At 72.2% G+C, this 20,678-nt stretch carries 21 protein-coding genes; 8 read left to right on the forward strand and 13 right to left on the reverse strand.

Annotated elements, in window-relative coordinates; all coding sequences use genetic code 11:
* Positions 1-33 precede the first annotated feature (33 nt).
* Positions 34-780: an aquaporin gene (locus tag FZC61_RS21695; RefSeq protein ID WP_281289856.1), complete on the forward strand. Its 747-nt coding sequence runs from the start codon at positions 34-36 to the stop codon at positions 778-780.
* Here the strand turns inward: FZC61_RS21695 and FZC61_RS21700 are convergent.
* Complete coding sequence (locus tag FZC61_RS21700; protein WP_246142846.1) at positions 771-1,955, reverse strand: ArsO family NAD(P)H-dependent flavin-containing monooxygenase; 1,185 nt, start codon at positions 1,953-1,955, stop codon at positions 771-773. The genes FZC61_RS21695 and FZC61_RS21700 overlap by 10 nt on opposite strands.
* Before the next feature lie 226 nt (positions 1,956-2,181).
* Between FZC61_RS21700 and FZC61_RS21705 the strand changes: the two genes are divergently transcribed.
* On the forward strand, positions 2,182-2,424 hold the full coding sequence (locus tag FZC61_RS21705) for a DUF6458 family protein (protein WP_148616354.1): 243 nt from the start codon (positions 2,182-2,184) through the stop codon (positions 2,422-2,424).
* A 191-nt stretch (positions 2,425-2,615) separates the two neighbouring features.
* Here the strand turns inward: FZC61_RS21705 and FZC61_RS21710 are convergent, their stop codons facing one another.
* Positions 2,616-2,801 carry a DUF1918 domain-containing protein gene (locus FZC61_RS21710; RefSeq protein ID WP_148616355.1) on the reverse strand — a complete coding sequence of 62 codons (186 nt, stop codon included), beginning with the start codon at positions 2,799-2,801 and terminating at the stop codon, positions 2,616-2,618.
* A 232-nt stretch (positions 2,802-3,033) separates the two neighbouring features.
* Between FZC61_RS21710 and FZC61_RS23250 the strand changes: the two genes are divergently transcribed.
* Complete coding sequence (locus tag FZC61_RS23250) at positions 3,034-3,447, forward strand: Hsp20/alpha crystallin family protein (RefSeq protein ID WP_170286220.1); 414 nt, start codon at positions 3,034-3,036, stop codon at positions 3,445-3,447.
* Between the two features lie 79 nt (positions 3,448-3,526).
* On the opposite strand, the gene FZC61_RS21720 is transcribed toward FZC61_RS23250, so the two are convergent.
* Positions 3,527-4,597, reverse strand: coding sequence for a lysylphosphatidylglycerol synthase transmembrane domain-containing protein (locus FZC61_RS21720; protein ID WP_170286221.1), 1,071 nt, complete (start codon positions 4,595-4,597; stop codon positions 3,527-3,529).
* A 10-nt stretch (positions 4,598-4,607) separates the two neighbouring features.
* Positions 4,608-5,834, reverse strand: a complete 1,227-nt coding sequence (locus FZC61_RS21725; RefSeq protein WP_148616358.1) for a site-2 protease family protein — start codon at positions 5,832-5,834, stop codon at positions 4,608-4,610.
* A 205-nt stretch (positions 5,835-6,039) separates the two neighbouring features.
* Here FZC61_RS21725 and FZC61_RS21730 point away from each other — a divergent pair, with 205 nt between their 5' ends.
* Positions 6,040-6,924, forward strand: coding sequence for a universal stress protein (locus FZC61_RS21730; RefSeq protein ID WP_170286222.1), 885 nt, complete (start codon positions 6,040-6,042; stop codon positions 6,922-6,924).
* A gap of 43 nt (positions 6,925-6,967) precedes the next feature.
* Here the strand turns inward: FZC61_RS21730 and FZC61_RS21735 are convergent, their stop codons facing one another.
* From FZC61_RS21735 to sqr, 3 genes are read right to left on the reverse strand one after another with little or no spacing between them, the layout of a single operon-like run.
* Positions 6,968-7,498: a DsrE/DsrF/DrsH-like family protein gene (locus tag FZC61_RS21735; RefSeq protein WP_148616360.1), complete on the reverse strand. Its 531-nt coding sequence runs from the start codon at positions 7,496-7,498 to the stop codon at positions 6,968-6,970.
* Between the two features lie 32 nt (positions 7,499-7,530).
* Entirely contained in the window at positions 7,531-7,845 is a 315-nt protein-coding gene (locus tag FZC61_RS21740; RefSeq protein ID WP_148616361.1) for a TusE/DsrC/DsvC family sulfur relay protein, read from the reverse strand.
* Complete coding sequence (sqr, locus tag FZC61_RS21745; RefSeq protein ID WP_148616362.1) at positions 7,842-9,125, reverse strand: type III sulfide quinone reductase, selenoprotein subtype; 1,284 nt, start codon at positions 9,123-9,125, stop codon at positions 7,842-7,844. Before sqr ends, FZC61_RS21740 begins: the two co-directional genes overlap by 4 nt.
* 253 nt (positions 9,126-9,378) lie before the next feature.
* Here sqr and FZC61_RS21750 point away from each other — a divergent pair, with 253 nt between their 5' ends.
* From FZC61_RS21750 to FZC61_RS21755, 3 genes are read left to right on the forward strand one after another with little or no spacing between them, the layout of a single operon-like run.
* Positions 9,379-11,559, forward strand: coding sequence for an MMPL family transporter (locus tag FZC61_RS21750; protein WP_148616363.1), 2,181 nt, complete (start codon positions 9,379-9,381; stop codon positions 11,557-11,559).
* A 45-nt stretch (positions 11,560-11,604) separates the two neighbouring features.
* Positions 11,605-11,772, forward strand: a complete 168-nt coding sequence (locus FZC61_RS23255) for a hypothetical protein (protein WP_170286223.1) — start codon at positions 11,605-11,607, stop codon at positions 11,770-11,772.
* A 35-nt stretch (positions 11,773-11,807) separates the two neighbouring features.
* On the forward strand, positions 11,808-11,972 hold the full coding sequence (locus FZC61_RS21755; RefSeq protein ID WP_246142850.1) for a YgaP family membrane protein: 165 nt from the start codon (positions 11,808-11,810) through the stop codon (positions 11,970-11,972).
* A gap of 662 nt (positions 11,973-12,634) precedes the next feature.
* On the opposite strand, the gene FZC61_RS21760 is transcribed toward FZC61_RS21755, so the two are convergent.
* The 4 genes from FZC61_RS21760 to FZC61_RS21775 form a co-directional block, all read right to left on the reverse strand.
* Positions 12,635-13,402 carry a phosphatase PAP2 family protein gene (locus tag FZC61_RS21760; protein WP_246142847.1) on the reverse strand — a complete coding sequence of 256 codons (768 nt, stop codon included), beginning with the start codon at positions 13,400-13,402 and terminating at the stop codon, positions 12,635-12,637.
* Positions 13,403-13,578: 176 nt separating this feature from the next.
* Positions 13,579-14,547 carry a TerC family protein gene (locus FZC61_RS21765; RefSeq protein WP_148616365.1) on the reverse strand — a complete coding sequence of 323 codons (969 nt, stop codon included), beginning with the start codon at positions 14,545-14,547 and terminating at the stop codon, positions 13,579-13,581.
* 138 nt (positions 14,548-14,685) lie between these two features.
* Complete coding sequence (locus tag FZC61_RS21770; RefSeq protein ID WP_148616366.1) at positions 14,686-15,861, reverse strand: PucR family transcriptional regulator; 1,176 nt, start codon at positions 15,859-15,861, stop codon at positions 14,686-14,688.
* 104 nt (positions 15,862-15,965) lie between these two features.
* Entirely contained in the window at positions 15,966-16,856 is an 891-nt protein-coding gene (locus FZC61_RS21775) for a lysylphosphatidylglycerol synthase domain-containing protein (RefSeq protein WP_148616367.1), read from the reverse strand.
* A 192-nt stretch (positions 16,857-17,048) separates the two neighbouring features.
* Here FZC61_RS21775 and FZC61_RS21780 point away from each other — a divergent pair, with 192 nt between their 5' ends.
* Complete coding sequence (locus FZC61_RS21780; RefSeq protein WP_148616368.1) at positions 17,049-18,428, forward strand: NAD-dependent succinate-semialdehyde dehydrogenase; 1,380 nt, start codon at positions 17,049-17,051, stop codon at positions 18,426-18,428.
* 7 nt (positions 18,429-18,435) lie between these two features.
* On the opposite strand, the gene FZC61_RS21785 is transcribed toward FZC61_RS21780, so the two are convergent.
* Together FZC61_RS21785 and FZC61_RS21790 are read right to left on the reverse strand one after the other, a co-directional pair.
* Positions 18,436-19,179 (reverse strand): hypothetical protein, encoded by a 744-nt coding sequence (locus FZC61_RS21785; protein WP_211357390.1) that lies wholly within the window; start codon positions 19,177-19,179, stop codon positions 18,436-18,438.
* Between the two features lie 30 nt (positions 19,180-19,209).
* A complete protein-coding gene (locus FZC61_RS21790) occupies positions 19,210-19,971 on the reverse strand; it encodes a hypothetical protein (RefSeq protein WP_148616369.1) in 762 nt (253 codons plus the stop codon).
* Positions 19,972-20,678 lie beyond the last annotated feature (707 nt).

Consider the following 20,678-nt stretch of genomic DNA (forward strand, 5'->3'; position numbering starts at 1 on the left):
ACTGAGTCTTCGTGGGTGGTCAAGATGAACGCCGTGAGCCACACCGACACCGCCCTGGGCACCCCTGCCGACGAGGTCCCCCTGACGACCGGCCTGGTGCGCCAGCTGGTGGCCGAGCTGCTGGGCACGGCGCTGCTGGTCGCGGTCGTGGTGGGCTCCGGCATCGCCGCGACCACGCTGTCGCCGACCGACGTCGGGATCCAGCTGCTCGAGAACAGCCTCACCACCGCCCTGGCCCTGGTGGTGCTGATCCTCGCGCTCGGGCCCGTCTCGGGCGCGCACTTCAACCCGGTGGTCACCCTGGCGTCGCGGGTGGCCGACCGGCGCGACGGCGTCCCCACCATGGCCCCGCTCGCCGTGCTGGCCTACGTGGTGGCCCAGGTGGTCGGCGCGATCGGCGGCGCCGTCCTGGCCAACGTGATGTTCGACGTCCCCACCGAGATCTCCACCCACCACCGCGCCACCGGTCCCCACCTGCTCGGCGAGGTGGTGGCGACCGCCGGGCTGGTGCTCGTCATCTTCGCGTTGACCCGCACCGGGCGCGGCGTGCTCGCCGCCCCGGCGGTCGGCGCCTACATCGGCGCGGCTTACTGGTTCACCAGCTCCACGTCGTTCGCCAACCCGGCCGTCTCGGTGGGCCGGATGTTCTCCGACACCTTCGCCGGCATCGCCCCCGCCTCGGTGCCGGCATTCGTCGTCGCCCAGGTCGTGGGCGGGCTGGTCGGCCTGGTCCTGGTGGTCTACCTCTACCCGAACGCCCCGGCCGACCGTCAGGACTGACCCGACTCCGCCAGCACCTCGACCCGGTCCACCCGATCGGCCACGGCCGCCGCGGTGTCGCGTGCCGAGCGGTTGACCCCGATCAACGTGGCCGATGCCAGGGCGCACCAGTCGCCGTAGCCGAGGAAGAAGACCCGCGGGTCGTCGACTGCGACCGCGGCCGTCGACCCGGGCGCCGGGGACCGGGTGACCGGGTGGCCCCGACGGGTCGACAGGCCCAGTGGGTGCAGGTGCCGCAGCGCCGGCCGGAAGCCGGTGCACCAGACGATCGTGTCGACGAGGCGGGTGGTGCCGTCGGCCCAGACCGCGCCGGTGGCCGTCAGCCGGTCCGGCATGCCCACCGCGCGCAGCCCTCGCTCGTCGCGAGCCTCCCGGACGCCGGGAGTCACCACGATGTCGCCGAGCGAGGCGACCCCCGCGCTCGTGCGGCCCGCGTCGCGCTCGCGCACGGCCCGCGTCGCGGTGGCGAACAGCACGCGGCCGTCGACGTCGTCGGGCAGGAGACGGGGTGGGGTGCGGGTGGCCCAGACGACCTCCCTGGCGGAGTGGAGCAGCAGGTCGGCGGCGATCTGCGCCCCTGAGTTCCCGCCCCCGACGACCAGCACGCGCCGGCCGGGCAGCGTCGCGGCCGAGCGGTAGCCGACGGTGTGGACCTGGACGCCGCCGAAGAAATCACGCCCCGGGACGCTCGGCCAGAAGGGCCGGCTCCAGCTCCCGGTCGCGTTGACCACCACGCGCGCCCACCAGCGCGAGCCGTCCTCGGTGAGCACCTCGAGCCGCCCCCGGCCCGCCCCACCGGCCTCGGTGACCGCCACGACGCGCCGAGGGCGGTGCACCGGCAGCGCGTAGCGGGCCTCGTAGTCGCGCAGGTACGACGCGACGTGCGCGGCCGAAGGCGTCCCCTCGTGGGGCCACGGCGGCATCGGCCATCCCGCCAACGAGCTGTACGCCGCGGGCGAGAACAGGCACAGCGTGTCCCAGCCGTGGACCCACGCCCCACCGGGCTCGGCACCGTCGTCGAGCAGCACGAACGACGTCGGAGGCCCGCCGGCCTGCTTGCGCCGCCGCGCGAGACGCTGCAGGTGGAAGCCGAGCGCCAGACCCGACTGGCCGGCGCCGACGACACACACGTCGACCTCGTGCGGCCCGTCGCTGGGTCGCCCCGTCGTCGTCACGCCCTCACGCTATCGACCGGTCGGCGTGGACCACCCGGGTCGCCGCCGAGGTCACCGCCGGGGTGACCGCCACCTGCCGGGGGCACTCGCCCCTAGGGGTGACTCGTCGGGGCCGGCGTAACGCCCAGGGTCGTACGCCGGAGGAACCACCCGAGGAACGTCCTCCCGCGCCCTGCGCACCCCCACCCGCCCCGCCTGCCGGGGCGACAACGAAGGAGCACACATCATGGGATACGGATTCGGAGCGTTCCTGCTCGTCGTCGGACTCGTGCTCGCCCTGGCCGTCACCGACGGCATCAACGGCGTCGACGTCACGACGGTCGGCTGGATCATGGCGGCGGTCGGGCTCGTGCTCATCGCGCTCACCGCGGTGACCTGGAGCTCGGGACGCCGCACGAGGGCCGTGCAGACCGTCACCCACCCCGACGGCACCCAGACCGTGCGGGAGAACCGCTCGGACAACGTCTGAGCCCGACGGCCACGACCCGGTAGCGGTCACGACGGCCCCTTGCTCGCCGACGGCGGGCGAGGGGCCGTCGCTGTGCGTCCGGTGGCCGTCGAGGACGACGGCTCGCCGAGCCGGCCCAGCCCGACGACGGTCTCCACCTGGTCGGCACGGGCTCCGACGGCCGGGTGTCGTCGACACCCGTCCGGCAGCGGTCAGGAGTGGGCCACGTAGGCGTCGGGTCCGGGGAAGAACAGGCTCTCGTGGCCGTTGTCGGACCAGCGCACCAGGTACGGCGGCGAGCCGTCTTCGTGCTGGACCTCGATGATCTCGCCGTCGCGTACCGGTTCGCCGAGGTGGGTGTTGCGGATGACGATGCGGTCACCGACGCGTCCTTGCATGGCGTTCTCCTCCTCCACAGTCGTGACGGGTCCGGTGGTCCTGCCGTCCCCGTCGTCGTGGCGGAGCGGACCTCGTCGCGGCCACGCTAGGAAGCGTGGGTACGGCGGGACAGGGTCGTTGGTCCCGCGGACGGGGAGCCCGGGCCGTGGGGACGTTGGACCCTGGGGTCGCCTGTTCCCGCGCGGTGCCATGGAGGGAGTTCCCCCGTCCCCCAGCAGAAGAGAGAAGCCCGTGAGCACCCTGATCCACCGTGACGACGTCTCGTTCCTCAACGACCTGGTCGGTTGGTTCTCCGACGTGCGCGTGCGCCCCACCGTCAGGGTCGAGGAGTTCCTCGAGGACGGCCAGCACGTGGTGCGCGCCGACCTGCCTGGCATCGACCCCGAGACCGACGTCGAGGTCGTCGTCGACAACGGCCTGCTGCGCATCCACGGCCAACGACGCGAGGAGAAGCACGAGGAGCACCGCAGCGAGATCGCCTACGGCTCGTTCGACCGCGTCCTGCGACTGCCCGAGGGGGTCTCCGGCGACGAGGTGACCGCCGACTACACCGACGGCGTCCTCACCGTCTCGCTGCCGGCTCCCGCCGAGCCGCAGAAGTCGCGCAAGATCCCGATCGCCCGCCGCGAGCTGCCCGTCGAGTAGCCGCCCCGCGGCGCGATCCGGCCCCGTCCGACCTCACGGTCCGGCGGGGCCGCACGCCGTCGGGGCCCGGCGTGCGACCTCAGCCGGCCGACGGGGCGCGCCAGGGGCACAGGCTGGCCCAGGTGAGCCACGAGATCGGGATCGGCAGCCAGAACTGCAGCGCACGCCAGGTGAGGACCCCGAGGACCACCGGGCCACCGGCGTCCGCCAGCACCGTCAGCGTCGGCACGAGGACGCTCTCGACGACCCCCAGCCCACCGGGGGTCAGGGGCAGCAGACCGGCCAGGCTGGCCGCCGCGTAGGCCACGAGCAGCTCCCCCGGCGGCACGACGATCCCGTAGGCCCACAGGCACAGCCACAGGCCGGCGGCGTCGGGGAGCCGGTTGCCGACGGCCCACCCGAGCAGGCGCCGACGACGGCGCCGGTCGTGCAGCGACACGGCCGCGCGCTCACCGGTGCGCCGTACGGCGCTGCCGGCCCGCTCCCGCTGTCGCAGGGCCCACGCACGACGCGCGCCAGAGTCGCGGCGATGGTCCGGGGACCGGCGCCGGCGGCCCGGCTCCCGCCGTCGTGGCGTCACGACCAGCGCGACCGCCAGCAGGCACAGCCCGACGAGAGCGGCCAGCACGTAGGCCGGGTGGGCCCAGATCCCCGGCAGGGCCAGGACGACGCCGGTGGCGAAGATCGCCACCAGACCGGCGACCACCGTCGCGGTCTGCACGGCGGCCGTCGAGGCCGCGTCGGGGGGCGGCACGCCGCGGACCGTCATCAGTCGGTACCGCAGTGCCGCCGCACTGGCGCCCCCACCGGGCAGGACGTGGCTGGCGCCGAACCCGGTCACGTCGATGCGCAGCTGCAGGCCGAAGCTGGGCCGCACCGACCGGTCCAGCACGGCCAGGGTCAGGGCGGTGTAGGCCATCAGCGACACCAGCTGCAGGAGCGCCGCCAGACCCACGCGCCACGTCGCGCCGTCGACGAAGAGCCACAGCTCGCCACGCGCCGCGACCAGCTCGGGGAGCACGAGGTAGGCGACCAGGGCGAGCGCCACGACGCTGCCACCGACCCGGGTCGCCCAGCGCACCAGGTGGCGGCCCGACCCGTGTCGAGCAGGCACCGGCGGGTCGACCGCGGGGCGCCGCAGGCTCGACACGGCGAGCGGCTCAGGTGGTGCTGGGGGCGGCCCCGTCGGCACCCTGGGGTCCACCGGTGCGCGACGCGTCGGCCCGCTTGGTCAGCGCGGCACGCTCCACGTCGCCGTCGCTGACGAAGCCGACCGGCTTCGCGCCCTCGAGGACCACGGCGTACCCGCCGCGCAGGTGCAGCGGGAGCAGCAGGCCGGCGAGGTCCTGGTCCGGTCCGGTCCGCAGCAGCTGATCGGAGCCGTGGGCGAGGTGTCCGAGGTGCACCGCGGCCCGACGCCCGACGGGGACCTGGTCGAGGGTGGCGAGCGTGACGGCGCCGACGAAGTCGCCGTCGATGTCGACCAACGGGACGACCGGCTGCCGGGACGGTTCCGGGGGCAGCGCGGCGACCAGCTGCTCGACGGTCCACCAGGACGGCGCGAGGTACGGGGTCGGGCTCATCACGTCGCGCACGGTGAGGCCGTGCAGGCGCTCGGCGCGCACGGCGTACTCCTCGGAGGCGGCACCGCTGAGGATGAACCAGCCCAGCAGCGCCGACCACGCGCCGGTGGCGTCCCCGGCGAGGACCTGCACGAGCCCGACCCCGATCAGGACGGCCCCGATCACGTGGCCGACGCGGCCGGCCCACACCGCGGCGCGGTCACGGTCCTGCGTGCGCCACCACACCAGCGCGCGCAGCAGCCGTCCGCCGTCCAGCGGCGCACCGGGCAGCAGGTTGAAGACCCCGAGGACGAGGTTCATGACGCCGAGCCAGACCAGCGCGTAGCCCACCAGCCCGTGGGACCCGACGAGCCAGGCCGTCCCGGCGAGCATCCCGCCCAGGCCGAGGCTGGTGAGCGGCCCGGCGGCCGCGACGACCGCATCCGCCCGCGGCGACGGGAAGGCACCCTCGATCTCGGTCATGCCGCCGAGCATCCACAGCGTGATGCGGGCGACCGCCAGCTCGTAGTGGCGCGCGGCGACGGCGTGGGCCAGCTCGTGGGCCGCGAGGGTCACCAGGAGGGCCACGGCCGTGAGCGCACCGGCCGTCCAGTACGCCGCGGGCGAGGCTCCCGGACGCGCGGCCGGGAGGGTGACCGTGGCGAGCAGGAAGGCGAACAGTCCCACCGCGAGCAGCACCGACCAGTGCGCGCGGACCGGCACGCCGACCCAGCGACCCAGCGGCGCCCCTGCCCCGAAGGGCGTGTCGCGGCCCGTGGCGCGCGCCGCCGCGGAGCTCGTCGGCCCCGGTCCCGTGTCGGCCATGACGGCCCCCTCCCACTGGCTCTCTCTCGTGGAGTCCAGCACCGGTGCCGGGCCTGGGTCAGGGGCGAAGGTCTCTGCGGGAGCGTGCCGTCGACCCGACCTGCCCGCACCTGCCAGAGGCGGGCGCGGGGGCGGGCACAAGGACCGTCACGGCCATGACGATCGACCGTGGCCGCACGCGGCGAGCCCCACCCAGGGTGGGGACATGGCGATCTCCGAGGTTCCCGACGGCAGCATCGCGGTCGGCGTGGACGACTCCCTGCACAGCGACCGCGCGCTGGACTGGGCCGCCGACATCGCGGCGGCGGAGCACCGCACGCTGGCCGTCGTGCACTCGGAGAGCCCGATGGGCCCGCTGTACGGCGTCTCGTCGGGGATGCTCGCCACGGACTGGCCCGACCTCCTCGCCTCGTCACGCCGCGCGCACGCACAGGTCGTGGCCCGGGCAGTGGCCCGGGCCCGCCACCGCCGGCCCGCGCTCGACGTGCGTGACGTCGTCGACGAGGTCGACCCCCGGGTCCACTTGGTGACCGACTCCGAGCACGCGCACCTGATGGTCCTCGGCACCCGCGGACGCGGACCGGTCGCCAGCCTGGTGCTGGGCTCGGTCAGCGGCACGCTCGTCCGGTCGGCCTCGTGCCCGGTCGTCGTGGTCCGAGACCTGCCCGACGAGGCCGACGGCCTCGAGCGCCGTGAGATCGTCATCGCCGTCGACGGGACCGCCGACTCGCTCCCGGTGCTGGAGTTCGGGTTCGACCTCGCCTCCCACGTCGGGCGCCCGGTCCGCGTGATCCACCTGCTGTGGACCAACCTGACCGTCGAGGCGGGGGTCCGCTCCCGGGTGCTCCTGGCCGAGACGGTGGCCGGTCTCGGGGAGAAGTTCCCCGACGTGACGTGGACCTCGACGGTGCTGGCCGGGCCCCTGGCCGACACGATCGTCGACGCCATGCACGACGCGGCCCTCATGGTCGTCGGCCGGCACCGCACCCGCACCCTGGACCGGCTCCTCTACCGCTCGACGGCCACCACGGTGCTCGAGCACGCGCCGTGCCCCGTGGCCGTCGTCCCGGTCGCGGCCCGCGGCCACTGACCGCCCGCCGACCGGGCCTGGTCACGGCGGGGGTCGCCGTGGCTCAGATGAAGAGCAGCTGGGCCCCGTCGGTCTTCTCGATGAACTCGCCGGCGCTGATGATGCCCTCGACCTCGTCGTACAGGTCGTCCAGGGTGAGGTGGTTCATGTCGGCCGACATCCGGCAGGCCCACAGGTGTCCGCCCGAGGCGACGATCTGCTCGAGGAACTCCGGCACCTCGGGGACGTCGATCTCGGCCAGCGACCTGCGTAGCCGGGACGTCGCCACCGCCGTCATGCCCGGCAGGCCCCCCAGGCCCTGCGGCAGGTGGGTCGCGGTGTTGCCCAGCATCGTGAACTTCAGGTCGGCCATCGTCGCCTTGGTGATCATGTCGAAGCCCCAGAAGGTGAAGAACAGGTGGGTCTCCACGCCCTCGCCGAGCGCGGCGTTGGCGAGGATGAGCCCGGGGTAGGCCATGTCGAGGGTGCCCTTGGAGCAGATGATCGCGAGCGTGCGGCCCTGGCTCGCAGGGTCGTCGAAGGCCGGCGCGACGGCCGGGGTCGGCGTGGTCGTGGGGGTGGTCGTGGTGGTCATGGCGGTCTCCGGATCTGCTCGTGCGGGGTGGGTCAGACGCAGCCGCGCGGCTTGGGCAGGCCGGCGACGTAGGCCATCTTCTTGGCGGGCTTCTGCGGGAAGAGCGCGAACAGCTGCTTGACGGGGACGCCGCTGCGGGCGCCGACCCGGCGCAGCGTCGCGGTCTCCCCCGTCGCGGCGAAGTCGTCGCGCAGGAAGCGGACGACGCTCCAGTGCGCGTCGGTCATCTCGATGCCGATCTGCGCGGCCAGGGCCGCGCCGAGCTCCTCGCTCCACTCGTCGGGGACGGTGAGGAACCCCTCCTCGTCGACGTGGAACTGGTGTCCGGCCAGCGTGCTCGTGGTCATGCGGTGTCCTTGGTGGTGTCCTTGGTGGTGTCCTCGGTGGTGCGGTCGACCGGGTGCTTGCCGGCCATCGACATGGCTGCCGGGAGGGGCAGGGGCCGCCCGGGGAGCAGGACGTTCCAGTAGATCCAGCGGAACGCGAGCTTGCCCAGGTGGTTGGCCCGGGTCTCCTTGAGCAGGCCCAGCGGTCCCGCGTACGGGACGGGGTAGGTACCGGTGAGCGGCTCGGTGTCGTAGTTGAAGTCGATCAGCAACGCCTTGTGGTCACCGGACTCGATGAAGCAGTTGGCGTGCCCGTCGAACGCCCGGGTCATGGGCCGGCCCGCGACGTGCTCGACGAAGTTGTCGGTGAACACCTCGATGGAGAAGTGCGCCACCGAGCCCGCCTTGGACGTCGGGATGTCGTTGGCATCGCCCACGGCGAAGACGTTGTCGTGCTGGGTGCTGAGGAAGGTGTGCTTGTCGACCGGCACGTAGTTGAGCTCGTCGCCGAGCCCGGAGCGCTCGACGAAGTCGGCCCCCATGTTGAGCGGCACGGTGACCAGCAGGTCGAAGGGCACCTCCCGCTCGTCGTACGACACGAGCGTCTTGCGCTCGTTGTCGATGTGCTCGACCAGGAAGTCGCTCTCGACGTGGACCTTGCGCTCCTCCAGCAGGCCCCCGAGGTGCTCCGAGGCGACCGGTGTGGTGAAGGCGCCCGACAGCGGGGTGACGAAGACCAGCTCGACCCGGTCGCGCAACCGGTGCTCACGCAGCCAGGCCTCGACCAGGAAGACGAACTCCAGCGGCGCCACCGGGCACTTGATGGGCATGTCGGTGACGTGGACGACCAGGCGACCGTGGTCGAAGGTGGCCAGCGCCCCGGCCAGGGCCCGGGCGCCGTCGAGGGTGTAGAAGTCGAAGACGCTCGTGCGCCACTGGCTGCCCAGCATGCCCGGGGTCTGGTCAGGTCGCGGCGAGGTACCGGTGGCGATCACGAGGTAGTCGTAGTCGAGCGTCGTGCCGTCCGTCAGGTGCACCGTGTCGGCGCTGGTGTCGACCCGGTCCACCTCGGCGAGGACGAGGTCGACGCCGTTGGGGACGAAGTCGTGGCGGGGACGCAGCAGCTGCTCGGTCTCGTAGCGCCCGAAGGGGACGAAGAGGTAGCCGGGTTGGTAGGGGTGGACGTCGTCGCGGTCGACGACGGTGATCTCCCACTCGTCACGCGGCAACCGGCGCCGCAGCTTGTTCACGATCATGGTGCCCGCGGTGCCGGCACCCAGCACCACCAGTCGTCTGGTCATCTGGCCTCGCTCTCCACGTGCTCGACGCTAGGTGCGACACCAGGGCGCCGGGAGGGGCCAAGGTCCTGCCGACCCGCACCCATGACCTTCGGCCCGCGGCCCGGGAGGGGCGAGCCGCGGCCCGCGAGGGTCGTGTGCAGCCCGACGGACTTCCGGGCGCTCGGACTGATAACCCCCCAGGGGGTTATGTTACCGTCCTCCTGCAACCCCCCAGGGGGTTAGTAGCCGATCGCCGACATGAACGGACCTCTGCATGAGCACCACTACCGCCAAGCGCTCCGGCGGGGCGCACAGCCCCGGATCCGATCCGGACCTCACGCCCCGGTTCAGGCCCGGTCCGCTCGGACGCCTCGGGGTCCGAGGCGAACACGCCACGCTCGTCACCGCAGTCTGGATCCTGCTCATCGTGGGCCTCGGGGCCTTCGCACCGCAGGTCGAGCAGTCCCTGTCGGGGGCGGGGTGGCAGGCCGACGGCTCGGAGTCGGTGGCTGCTCGCGAGCTGGCCCAGAAGAGCTTCGGCGGCAACGCGTCCTCCGCGATCCAGGTCGTGGTCCACTCCACCGACGGCCCGGTGACCGATGGCCGCGGCGCCGAGGTCATCGCCCAGGTGACCGCCATCCTCGAGGACGAGCCGCGCATCGCCGACGTGGTCGCGCCGGTTCCCGAGGCCACCCTGAGCCAGGACGGCACGACCGCGATCGTCCTGGCGGGTGCCGGGGTCGACACCAACGAGATGGTGCGCGTCGCCACCGACCTCAAGGGCGAGCTCCAGGACCTGTCGGGCGACGGGGTCCAGGTCAACCCGACCGGTTCCTCGCTGCTGTGGTCGGACTTCAACGAGGCCAACCTGAAGGCGATGCTCACCTCCGAGATGGTCTCGTGGCCGGTGACGATGGCGATCCTGGTGCTGGCCTTCGGCGCCCTCGTGGCGGCCGGCCTGCCGCTGATCCTGACCCTGGCCGGCCTGGTCGCCTCAGCCGGGTCGCTGGTGCTGATCAACCAGCTCGTGCCGGTCTCGATCTGGGCGATGAACTTCGCCATGATGTTCGCCCTGGCCCTCGGCATCGACTACGCCCTGTTCCTCGTCGTGCGCTACCGCGCCTCGCGCATGGGCTCGGGCAACTCCGCCCGGCAAGCCGTCGCCGAGACCATGGACACCGCCGGCAAGGCCGTCCTGCTCTCCGGGGCCACCGTGCTGGTCTCGCTGTCGGCCGTGATGCTCGTGCCCTCCCCCTCGTTCCGCTCCATGGCCGGCGGGATCATGCTCTCCGTCGTCTTCGTCTTGGCCGCCACCTTGACGCTCCTGCCGCTGGTGCTGTTCAAGCTCGATCACCAGATCAACAAGTTCTCCCTGCCGTGGGTCAAGACCGGCGAGCACCGCTCGCCGAAGTTCGCCGCCTGGGGCGAGCGACTGTGGAAGCGCCCCCTGGTCTGGGGCCTGGCCTCGCTCGTGGTGCTGCTGGCCCTGGCCACCCCGGTGATCGGGCTCAGGACCGCGATGCCCTCGATCAAGGTGCTGCCCGAGGACGCCAGCGCGCGCATCGGCTACGACCTCGTCCAGGAGTCCTTCGGCAAGGGCGCCCCCGGCACCCTGCAGATCGTGATGGACAAGGCCGACGCCAAGGCCGCCGCCGACGTGCTCGCCTCCGACGAGGGCATCGCCGGAGCCATGCCCGCGATGCCTGCCACCGACGACAGCGAGCTGGTCCTCATCCAGGCCGTCCCCACCGTCGACCCCTCCGACCCGGCGCTCGCCGACACCGTCGACCGTCTGCGCGCCGACCTGCCCGCCGGCGCCCTGGTCGGCGGCGCAGCCGTGGAGAACCTCGACCTCAAGACACAGCTCGACGAGTCCACGCCGTTGGTGATCGGTGTCGTGCTGGTGCTCGGCTTCCTGCTCCTGCTCGTCGCCCTGCAGGCCCCGCTGATCTCGCTGCTGGGCACCCTGGCCAGCCTGCTGTCGACCGCCGCCGCCTTCGGAGTCGCCCGCCTGGTCTTCCAGGAGGGCATCGGCGCCGGCTTGTTCGGCTTCGAGAGCCAGGGGTTCCTCGACGCCTGGGCACCGGTGTTCTTCTTCGCGATGATCTTCGCGATCGCCATGGACTACACCGTCTTCCTGCTGGCGTCGGCCAAGGAGCACTACGAGCACTCGGGCGACCCCAAGGACGCGATGGTGGGTTCGCTGGCCCACTCCGGGCGCGTGATCTTCGCTGCCGGCGCCGTCATGGTCGCGGTGTTCTTCACCTTCGCCCTGTCGGGCCCGCTGCCACCCAAGGAGATGGGCATCGTGCTCGGTGTCGCCGTGCTGCTCGACGCCTTCCTGGTGCGTCTGGTCCTGCTCCCGGTCATGCTCCGCCTGACCGGCAAGGCCGCCTGGTGGAGCCCGCGGTGGCTGCGCAGGGTCCTGCCCGCCATCACCTTCTCCCACGGCTGACCACCACCCCCACCCCACCTCACCTCACACAGAAGGATCAGCACCATGTGTCGAGCAGTCACCTGCAGGAGCTGCGGCAAGCCCACCTGGGCCGGTTGCGGACGTCACGTCGAGCAGGCCCTGGCGGGGGTCCCGCGCCCCGACCGGTGCGCGGGCCACCCCGACGAGGCCGGCTCAGGCTTCTTCCACCGCCTCTTCGGGGGCAAGGCATGAACCTCGACCGCGCCGTGCTCCTCCTCGCCGGCACCATGACCCTCGTCAGCGCGCTCCTGGCCGCGACGGTCTCACCCTGGTGGCTGCTGCTGACCACCTTCGTCGGACTCAACCTGGCCCAGTCCAGCATCACCGGTTTCTGCCCCGCCGCCGTCGTCCTGCGCCGCCTGGGCGTCAGCAGCGGGTGCGCGTTCCGCTGACGGCCTCCCCCGGTCGCGGCGGTGCGAGACCAGCTCGGCCAGGACCCACACCTCGTCGCTGATCACCCCGCTGACGCCGATCGCCCGCACGGCGTCGAGGGTGACCGCGTCGTTGACCGGCCAGGTCATGACGAGGTCGACGTGGCGGTGGAGCTCGCGGACCACCGCCGCGTCGAGCAGCGACCGGTGCACCGAGACACCGTGGACGGCAGGCCCTGAGACCAGACGGCGACGCAACCGACGAAGCTCGCGGGCGTTGCGGGCGGAGAGCACCGGGAGGACGAACGGGAGCTCGGCGACGGCGTCGACCGAGGGCCACCACCGACCACACGCGAGGACGGGGTCCTGGCGCTCCTGCTCCTGCAGGAGGGCTGTGACCGAGCGGGCCACCGAGGTGTGCCAGCCCTTGAGGTCGAGCATCAGGGTCGTGCCGACGGCCCGGGCCTCGAGCAGGTCGGCGAGCTCGAGCTGGGGCGTCCGGGTCGACACCAGCTCCCACCGGTCCCACAGCAGCGGCAGCGGACCCGCGCCCTTGAGGTGCGTCACGACGAGCCGCCCCCGGTGCAGGTGCACGTCGCACTCGACCACGTCCGCCCCGCGGCGCTCTGCCGCCGCCAGGGTCCGGAGCGAGTTGCCCGCGCGATGGGCCACGACCACGATGCTCATGGGGCTGCCACGCGGGGGCGTTCGCGCCGTCGCTCCAGCCACAGGGCGACGGCGTGGCCGGCCAGGACCAGTGCGGTCCCTGCGACGACGTCGACGATGAAGTGGTTGGCCGTCGCGACCACCGCGAGGGCCATCAACGCCGGCATCACGACGCCGACGACCTTGAGCGCCAGGCAGGACGCCGCGGAGACGATGGCCATGCCCACCAGCAGGTCCCAGCCGGCGTGCAGGCTGGGCATCGCGGCGTACTGGTTGACGAAGGCCGGCGGTTGGAGCACCCGGTAGGACTCGGACCGGTTGCTCACCGTGTCGACGAAGCCGAGCCCGGCCAGTCGTGGCGGCGCCACGGGATAGCTGGCGAAGATCGCCATCCCGAGCGCACCGGACACGATCATGGCGTCGCGCAGCCGCGCGAACTCCCGGCGATGGGCGACCACGAGCCAGGACATGGTGGCGACGATGACCGGCCAGTGACCCCAGATGTAGACCCAGTTGGCGGCGGTCTCCAGCGCGCCGGAGGTGATGACCAGGCCCTGCAGCGCGGACTCGTGGTCGAGACCGATCACCTGCTCGAACCTCATGATCTCGCGGGCATGGTCCTGGGCCTGGTCCACGGAGCCCTCGGTGAGCCCGCGCACCCGGAAGTAGACGAAGATCCCCGCCACCACGACGCCCACCTGGCCCAGGACGTAGACCAGTCGGGCCCTCAGGTCCGTCGCAGCGGCTGGCGGCTCCGGGAGGTCGTCCGGCTCGGGCGCGGGCACGAGACGCTCCCCCCGGTGGCCGGATGTCTGTCACCGTCCATCGTCGCGCCCCGGCGGCGTCCCTCCCGGGGCCTGGAGCCCCCGAGCGCACGGTCTTTGGTCCTACCCCCTGCGGCCCGGTCGCGCGAGGACCCCCGACGCACGCGCGTCGGGGGTCCTGCCGGGCGGGACCGCTGCTACTTCTGCTCGAGGGCGGCCGGTTCGTCCGCGTCGTGCCGGGGCCGCAGGAGGCTGAGCCCGACCGAGCCGGCCAGGACGACCACGATGACCGCCAGGCTCACCGGCGAGGGGATCTCCGGGATGGAGGCGTCGATGGTCTTGTGCGCCGCCTGGAGGATCAGCTTGACACCGATGAAGGCGAGGATCAGCGCCAGACCGGTGCCGAGGTGGTGGAACCGGTCGAGCATCCCGGCCAGCAGGAAGTAGAGCGCCCGGAGCCCGAGGATGGCAGAGGCGTTCGACGTGTAGACGATGAAGGGGTCGTCGCTGACCGCGAGCACGGCAGGCACGCTGTCCACGGCGAACAGCAGGTCGGCGGCCTCGATGGCGACCACGACCGCCAGCATCGGGGTGCCGACGCGCTTGCCGGCCTCGCGGATGAAGAACTTGGTGCCGTGGTACTCGTCGGTCATCGGCACGAACTTGCGCATCAGCCGCAGGGCGAAGCTCGTGCTGGGGTCGTAGTCGTCGTCGTCGCCCTTGAGCAGCTTGTAAGCGCTGTAGAGCAGGATCGCGGCGAACACGAAGAGGATGGCGGTGAACTGGCTGACCACGGCCACGCCCAGCGCCAGGAAGATCGCCCGGAAGAACAGGGCGCCCATGACGCCGTAGAACAGCACCCGGTGCTGGTACTCGGCCGGCACCTTGAAGTAGCCGAAGATCAGGGCGAAGACGAAGAGGTTGTCGACCGAGAGGCTCTTCTCCAGCAGCCACGCCGTCGTGTACTCGACCCCGGCGTCACGACCGACCACGGCGAAGACCACGATGCCGAAGACCACCGCGAGGCCGACCCAGGCGACGCTCCAGCGGGCCGCCTCCTTGAAGCCGATGACGTGCGCGTCACGGTGGGCCAGCAGGTCCACGGCCAGGGCGATGACGACCGTGGCCGCGAATGCGACCCACAGCCAGAGCGGGACGTCGAACACAGGAGGTCTCCTTCTCGAGGGGATGAGCTGTGTCCAAGCCTGACGGTCACCGACGTCCAGCACGAGGGCAGAACGCGGACGACGTGAGCCGCTGAGGTTGCCGAGTATCGGCAACCAGGGGCGGCGGGGTGAAAGCCTTCAGGACCAGTCGAGCAGCCGCGCCCCGAGGACCGCCGCGTGCAGGGTGAAACGGTGGGCGGGGTCGGTGGGATCCATCCCGAGCAGGTCGCCGATGCGCTGGAGCCGGTAGGTCACGGCCCGGACCGAGAGGTGCAGTCGGGCTGCGGTGGCGGTGGCGACCCCGCCGCTCGCGTAGTAGGCCTCGAGGGTCTCCAGCAGCGGTCGGGCACCACCTCTGGCCTGGCGCAGGGGCGTCAGCACGGTGGCGATGAGCTCGTCGATCGCGGCCCGGTCGCGCAGCAGCACCTCGTAGACCACGAGGTCGCCGGAGTCGACCAGGGCGGAGTCCAGGCCCAGGCGTCGTGCGAGCGCGAGGGCGCTGACGGCCTGCTCGTAGGACACGCGGACCGATCCGGCGCCGGGAAGCGTACGACCCACTGCCGCCTGCCAGGTGCGGCGGTCAGGAGCCGCGGCAGCGCCGGGGTCGACGTCGGCGAGCACCGTCGAGAGGCGCTCGCCCACCAGGCCCACGCTGGCCTGGTCCGGGGCCGCGAAGACACACACCAGGGCGCCGTCCTTGACGGCGACCAGCGGATAGGCGTCTCCGTGGCGACCACCCAGCGCGCTCTCGAGGCGCCGCGGCACCGACGTCAACGACGGGTGGTCGAAGGTGCGCTCGTGCCTGGCCACGAGCACGGCATGGGGGCTGGTCAGGTCGAGCCCCAGGTCGGCGGCCCGGCCGGTCACCCCGACCGCGGGAGGACCGCCGGCCAACAGCAGGTCGAACACCTCGCGCCGCATCGACTCCTGGTGGCGCGACAGGTCGTTGCGTGCCAGCTGGAAGCCCTCGGCCAGCGCCGCGACGGCATCGTCGGCGGCGCGCAGCACCGCGAGCCCGGCGGCCCTGACCTGGGAGGCGTCGGCGCTGGCCACCGCCGAGCCGTCCACGAGGTCGAGCTCCTCCCACAGGCGCCAGCACGCCGAGAGGTAGAGGTCGACCAGGGCGCGCAGGGGCACCCCGGCCAGTGCGGCGGCGCTCCCCCGCTCCTCGCAGGCCCGCAGCTCCGCACGGCGTAACCGGCGGCCCGAGGCAGCCGCGTCGACCACGATGGGCAGGAAGTCGCCCAGCAGCGCAGGGTCGATCCGGCCGGCGTCGCGGGCCGCGCCGGCGGCCACGCGGTCGAGTCGTGGCATGCGTCCTCCTCTTGCCGAGACCCGGAAGGTCCGTGGATCTCCGATTGTGGCACCTCCCTGGCACCTCTGCGGCACCTCGAGGAGCCCTGCGGGCCGACGAGGGCTCAGGCCGGCTGGAGCGCCGGCGTACCGGCCCTGAGTGCGCGGCGCGTGACCACCAGGCTGACGCCGCCCAGGACGAGGGCCGGCAGCCAGGCCACGGCGGCCTTGAGCGCGACCGCACCCGCCGCGGCCGCCCACGGGACACCGAGGGCGACGAGGGCCACCACGAGCGCCGCGTCACGCGGGCTGGCTCCGTTGGGGCCGGGCACCGCGCCGGCGAGCTGGCTGGCGCCGAACGCGCCCAGCACCGCGAGCGGCGCGACCGTGTGGCCGGTCGCTGCGACCGTGCCGAGCAGCAGAGCGGCGATCGACAGCTGGTAGCCGGCGGAGAGCACCAGCGCATGAGCCAGCTGACGAGGACGTGGCAGGGGTCGACTCGGCAACCAGTCGGGTCGGACCCGACGTACGACCAGCGCCCCCACGACCAGCGCGACGCCGAGGCCGGCGGCGCCCAGCAGCATCCGCAACGGCAGGGCCGCACCCGCGAAGCCCACGAAGACGGCGAGCCCGATCGCACCGACGAACCGGTCCATCCCCACGCTCATGACGGCGTCACCGCGCCCGAGCCCGGCGCGCGAAAACCGGTGGACACGCCAGACGTCGGCGCCGACGTGCCCGGGGGTCAACAGTCCGAGGAGCTCGGACTCGGCGTAGGCACGCAGGTGCCAGCGGCGGCTGAACCCGCCGTCGGTGAGCACCCGCCAGCGCAGCGGGCACAGGAGGTACTTGCCCACCACCCACGGGGCGAGCCCGAGCAGCACGGGCCACACGGTGACGTGCGGCAGGCGCGGCAGGGTCACGGCGGGGATGACCACGCTGACGACGATCCCGAGGACGAGCACGGTGCGTGAGTGGACCAGGGCACGGAGGCGGGGGGCGAGGTTCTTCATCATGTACCCCCCATGGTATCGACCGCACCAACGTCCCGGGCGGACTTCGGCGCATCAGGGTCTCCCGGCCGGGGCCCGTGCGAGGCAACCGTCACACCGGGCGTCGCCGGGACTTTCCGGCCTGCTACCCGGGTTGGGACTGGCATCGGCGTCGGCAACACCCGGCGCCTCCCTGCACCACGAGAGGACTCCCGCATGAGCGTCTACCAGGTCGTCAACCCCGCCACGGGCACGGTCGAGCAGGACTACCCCACCGCCAGCGACGCGGAGATCCAGGACGCCGTCCAGCGCGCCCACACGGCGTACTCCGCCTGGCGCACGACGTCGAAGGACGAGCGCGCCGCCATCCTGAACCGCGTCGCCGACCTCTACGACGAGCGCGCCGACGCGCTGGCCCTGATCATCGCCCGCGAGATGGGCAAGCCGCTCGCTGAGGGCAAGGGCGAGATCGCACTCGTGGCCTCGATCTACCGCTACTACGCCGACGAGGGCCCGACCCTGCTCGCCGACACCCCGCTGAGCCCGAAGATGGGCGGCAAGGCGCTGGTCCGCAAGGAGCCCGTCGGACCGCTGCTCGGGATCATGCCGTGGAACTTCCCCTACTACCAGGTCGCCCGCTTCGCGGCGCCCAACCTCATGATCGGCAACACGATCATCCTCAAGCACGCGCCGCAGTGCCCCGAGTCGGCCCTGGCGATCGAGCAGATCTTCGCCGACGCCGGTCTGCCTGCGGGGGCCTACGTCAACGTCTTCGCCACCAACGACCAGTCCGCCGACATCATCGCCGACAAGCGCGTCGCGGGCGTCTCGGTCACCGGGAGCGAGCGCGCCGGCTCGGCCGTCGCGGAGGTCGCCGGTCGCCACCTCAAGAAGGTCGTCCTCGAGCTCGGCGGGTCCGACGCGTTCATCCTCCTCGACACCGACGACCTGGGCGCCGCCGTCCAGGCTGCCGTGCGCGGACGCATGGGCAACGCCGGCCAGGCCTGCAACGGCGCCAAGCGGATGGTCGTCGTCGACGAGCTCTACGACGACTTCGTCGCGGCGTTCACCGACGCCATGGCCGGGCTCACCCCGGGTGACCCGACCGAGGAGGGTGTCGACTTCGGCCCGCTGTCCTCGGAGCAGGCGGTCGTCACGCTCGTCGAGCAGATCGAGGACGCCGTCGCCAAGGGTGCGACCGTGCTCACCGGCGGCAAGCGTGTCGAGCGCACCGGCGCCTTCATGGAGGCGACAGTCCTGGCCGACGTGACCCCGCAGATGCGGGCCTACAGCGAGGAGCTCTTCGGCCCCGCAGCGGTGGTCTACCGGGTCGCCGACGCCGAGGCCGCGATCGCTTTGGCCAACGACTCCGACTTCGGTCTGGGCGGCGTGGTTTACAGCACCGACGTCGCCAAGGCCCAGGAGGTCGCGGACCGGCTGGACACCGGGATGGTGTGGATCAACACCGCACAGGGCTCGGTGGCCGACCTGCCCTTCGGCGGCACCAAGCGCTCCGGTGTCGGCCGCGAGCTCGGCCCCTACGGCATCGACGAGTTCGTCAACAAGAAGCTCGTCTACACCCCGGCCGCCGACTGAGCCCCGGTCATGACGGCAGAATGTTGATCACCCGCGAGAGCACCACTGCGAGCACGGCGAGGGAGACCAGCGACTGGACGGCCATCAGACCCTTGACGCGGTGGGTCAGTGGCATCGCGTCGGCGGGGCTGAAGGCGACGACGTTGGTGAACGCCACGTAGAGGTGGTCCGGGAAGCGCGGCTTCCAGCCCGGCGGTGCCAGGCCGTCGCTGCCGGTCTGGGGGAACTGGAAGTCCGGGTACGGCCGGGCGTCGACCGCTCGTTCCCCCGGGCCGCCACCGTCGAGCTGCCAGTAGAGCAGGCCGAACGTGACGATGTTGGTGGCGAGCAGGGTCACGGCGGTGACGAGCAGCTGGGTCACGGTGGGCGGTGTCTCGCCCGCGGGAGTGCTCCGCAGGACCTGCGCCACCAGCCTCACGGCTGCTGCGGTGTTCGCCAGGACCAGGACCGTGAAGAGGACGAGGATGAGGGGTCGAGCCACCCTCGGGACCGGTCCGGGCTTGGCCGCCACGGCGAGCAGGACGACGAAGACGAGCGTCTCGACGGCCGGGACGACCACGGGCGGACCCTCGCGCATGTTCGCGGGCACCAGCACCTGCGGGACGATGACCATGGCCAGGGTGATCAGCGGCCACACGTACGACTCCGGCGCTGCCGCACCAGGACCTCCGGCAGCTCCCGGGCCCGGGGGGCCGGTCGACGGGTCGTCGTCCATCACCACGTCACGGGCCCGAGCCGTGGGGGCGCTCATGCAGCCGTGTCGCCGGGCGGGCGTCCGGCGTCATGCGTCCACCGGGCCGATCTCGTTACGGGTCGCGAGCACCGCGGCCACCCGGGTCCGGAAGGTCCGCCAACGGCGTTCGTTGCCGTGGACCAGACCGGCCGAGTCGCTGCACAGGTCGGCAGCGTGGGCGATCATCTCGGCCGCGGAGTAGAGCAGGCCGCTCGCGACGTGCCGGCCGGCGAGGTCGGCGCGCAGGGCTGAGGGGGTGAAGTCGACGTGCTCGAGGACGTCGGCGGCCCGGTCGAGCAGGCGAGCCTGCAGGTCGTTCATGGCCGCCGCCTGCCAGTCGTCGGCGATGATCCGGTGCCGCTCCCCGAGCAGGTCGGCAAGCCCGTCGATCCCGACCAGGGTCGCCGCGACCGCCCACGACGACTCCATGGCCCTGGCCAGCCACTCCCCCGTGGCCCTCTGGTCCTCGGCCGCGTTGCGCAGGTCGCGGACGAGGTGCCCGATCTCCGGCGGGCGTCCCTCCCCCTCCAGGAACAGCACTCCGTCGAGCTGGACGGCGACGGCGCTGTTGAGGTCGTCGGCTCCCTCGTAGGGGCTGAGCGCCGCCCGCGACGACGGTTCGGCGGTCGACCACTGGTCGGCCAGCGCCTGGAGGGTGCGGGCATGGCGCTGCAGGACGACGGCGAACTCCCGGGGTGAGGACGCGTAGAACTGCTCGTGCGCGCGGTGGACCCTGGTCAGGTTCATCATCGCCTCGAGCAGGGCGGTGTCGTCTCGAGGACTGCTGGTGCTGCGGTTCGCCGTGCCCATCCGCCAACGGTGGTGGCGCGCTCGAGCCCACGGATCATCCGCAGTGCATGAGTCAGCACGGGCACAGGGGCCCAGACCGGCGTACGGGCTCGATCCACCAGCGGCGACTCCACCCAGGACCGCTTCGTGGGACGAGCGTGGCGCCGAGCAGACGTCTCACGTGGACAGTCGGCGTGCCGCAACGCGGTCCAGGCCGTGTCCGCCACCGGCGGACACGGCCTCTGACCTGCGTGTTCTTCGGTCGGGCTGGCAGGACTTGAACCTGCGACCCCTCGACCCCCAGTCGCGTCGGCAGGCGTCACTAGAAGCAAAACCGCAGGTCAGGAGGCATGTGGGTTGGCCTGAGTTGGGTTGAGCTCGGTTAATCTCGCTGACCAAACGGCCAACCAATTCCGGTCGTTGATTCGCCGTACGCGACCTCAAAGCCGAGGCTGAATCGCCCTGGGTTCTGAATCGCCCTGGGTTCTGTAGAGGCTCTGGTCTGCCCCGGGTTCCACGCAGTCGAGATTGCTTGGATCTCATGCCACGGTGATGATGCGGTTGCGTTCGAACTCTATCGGCGAGAGCCATCCGAGTTTGCTGGCTCTTCACAGTTGAAGGTGTAGGTGCCGGTCAGGAGTTCGCGGCGCGTCGGTGACCGGAGATGGGTCGAGGTCTTCCGAGGATGGAAGTTCCTACACAGCCATCGGGAAGACCTCGACATGGAC

Source organism: Nocardioides rubriscoriae (assembly GCF_008087085.1).
Taxonomy (GTDB): Bacteria; Actinomycetota; Actinomycetes; order Propionibacteriales; family Nocardioidaceae; genus Nocardioides; species Nocardioides rubriscoriae.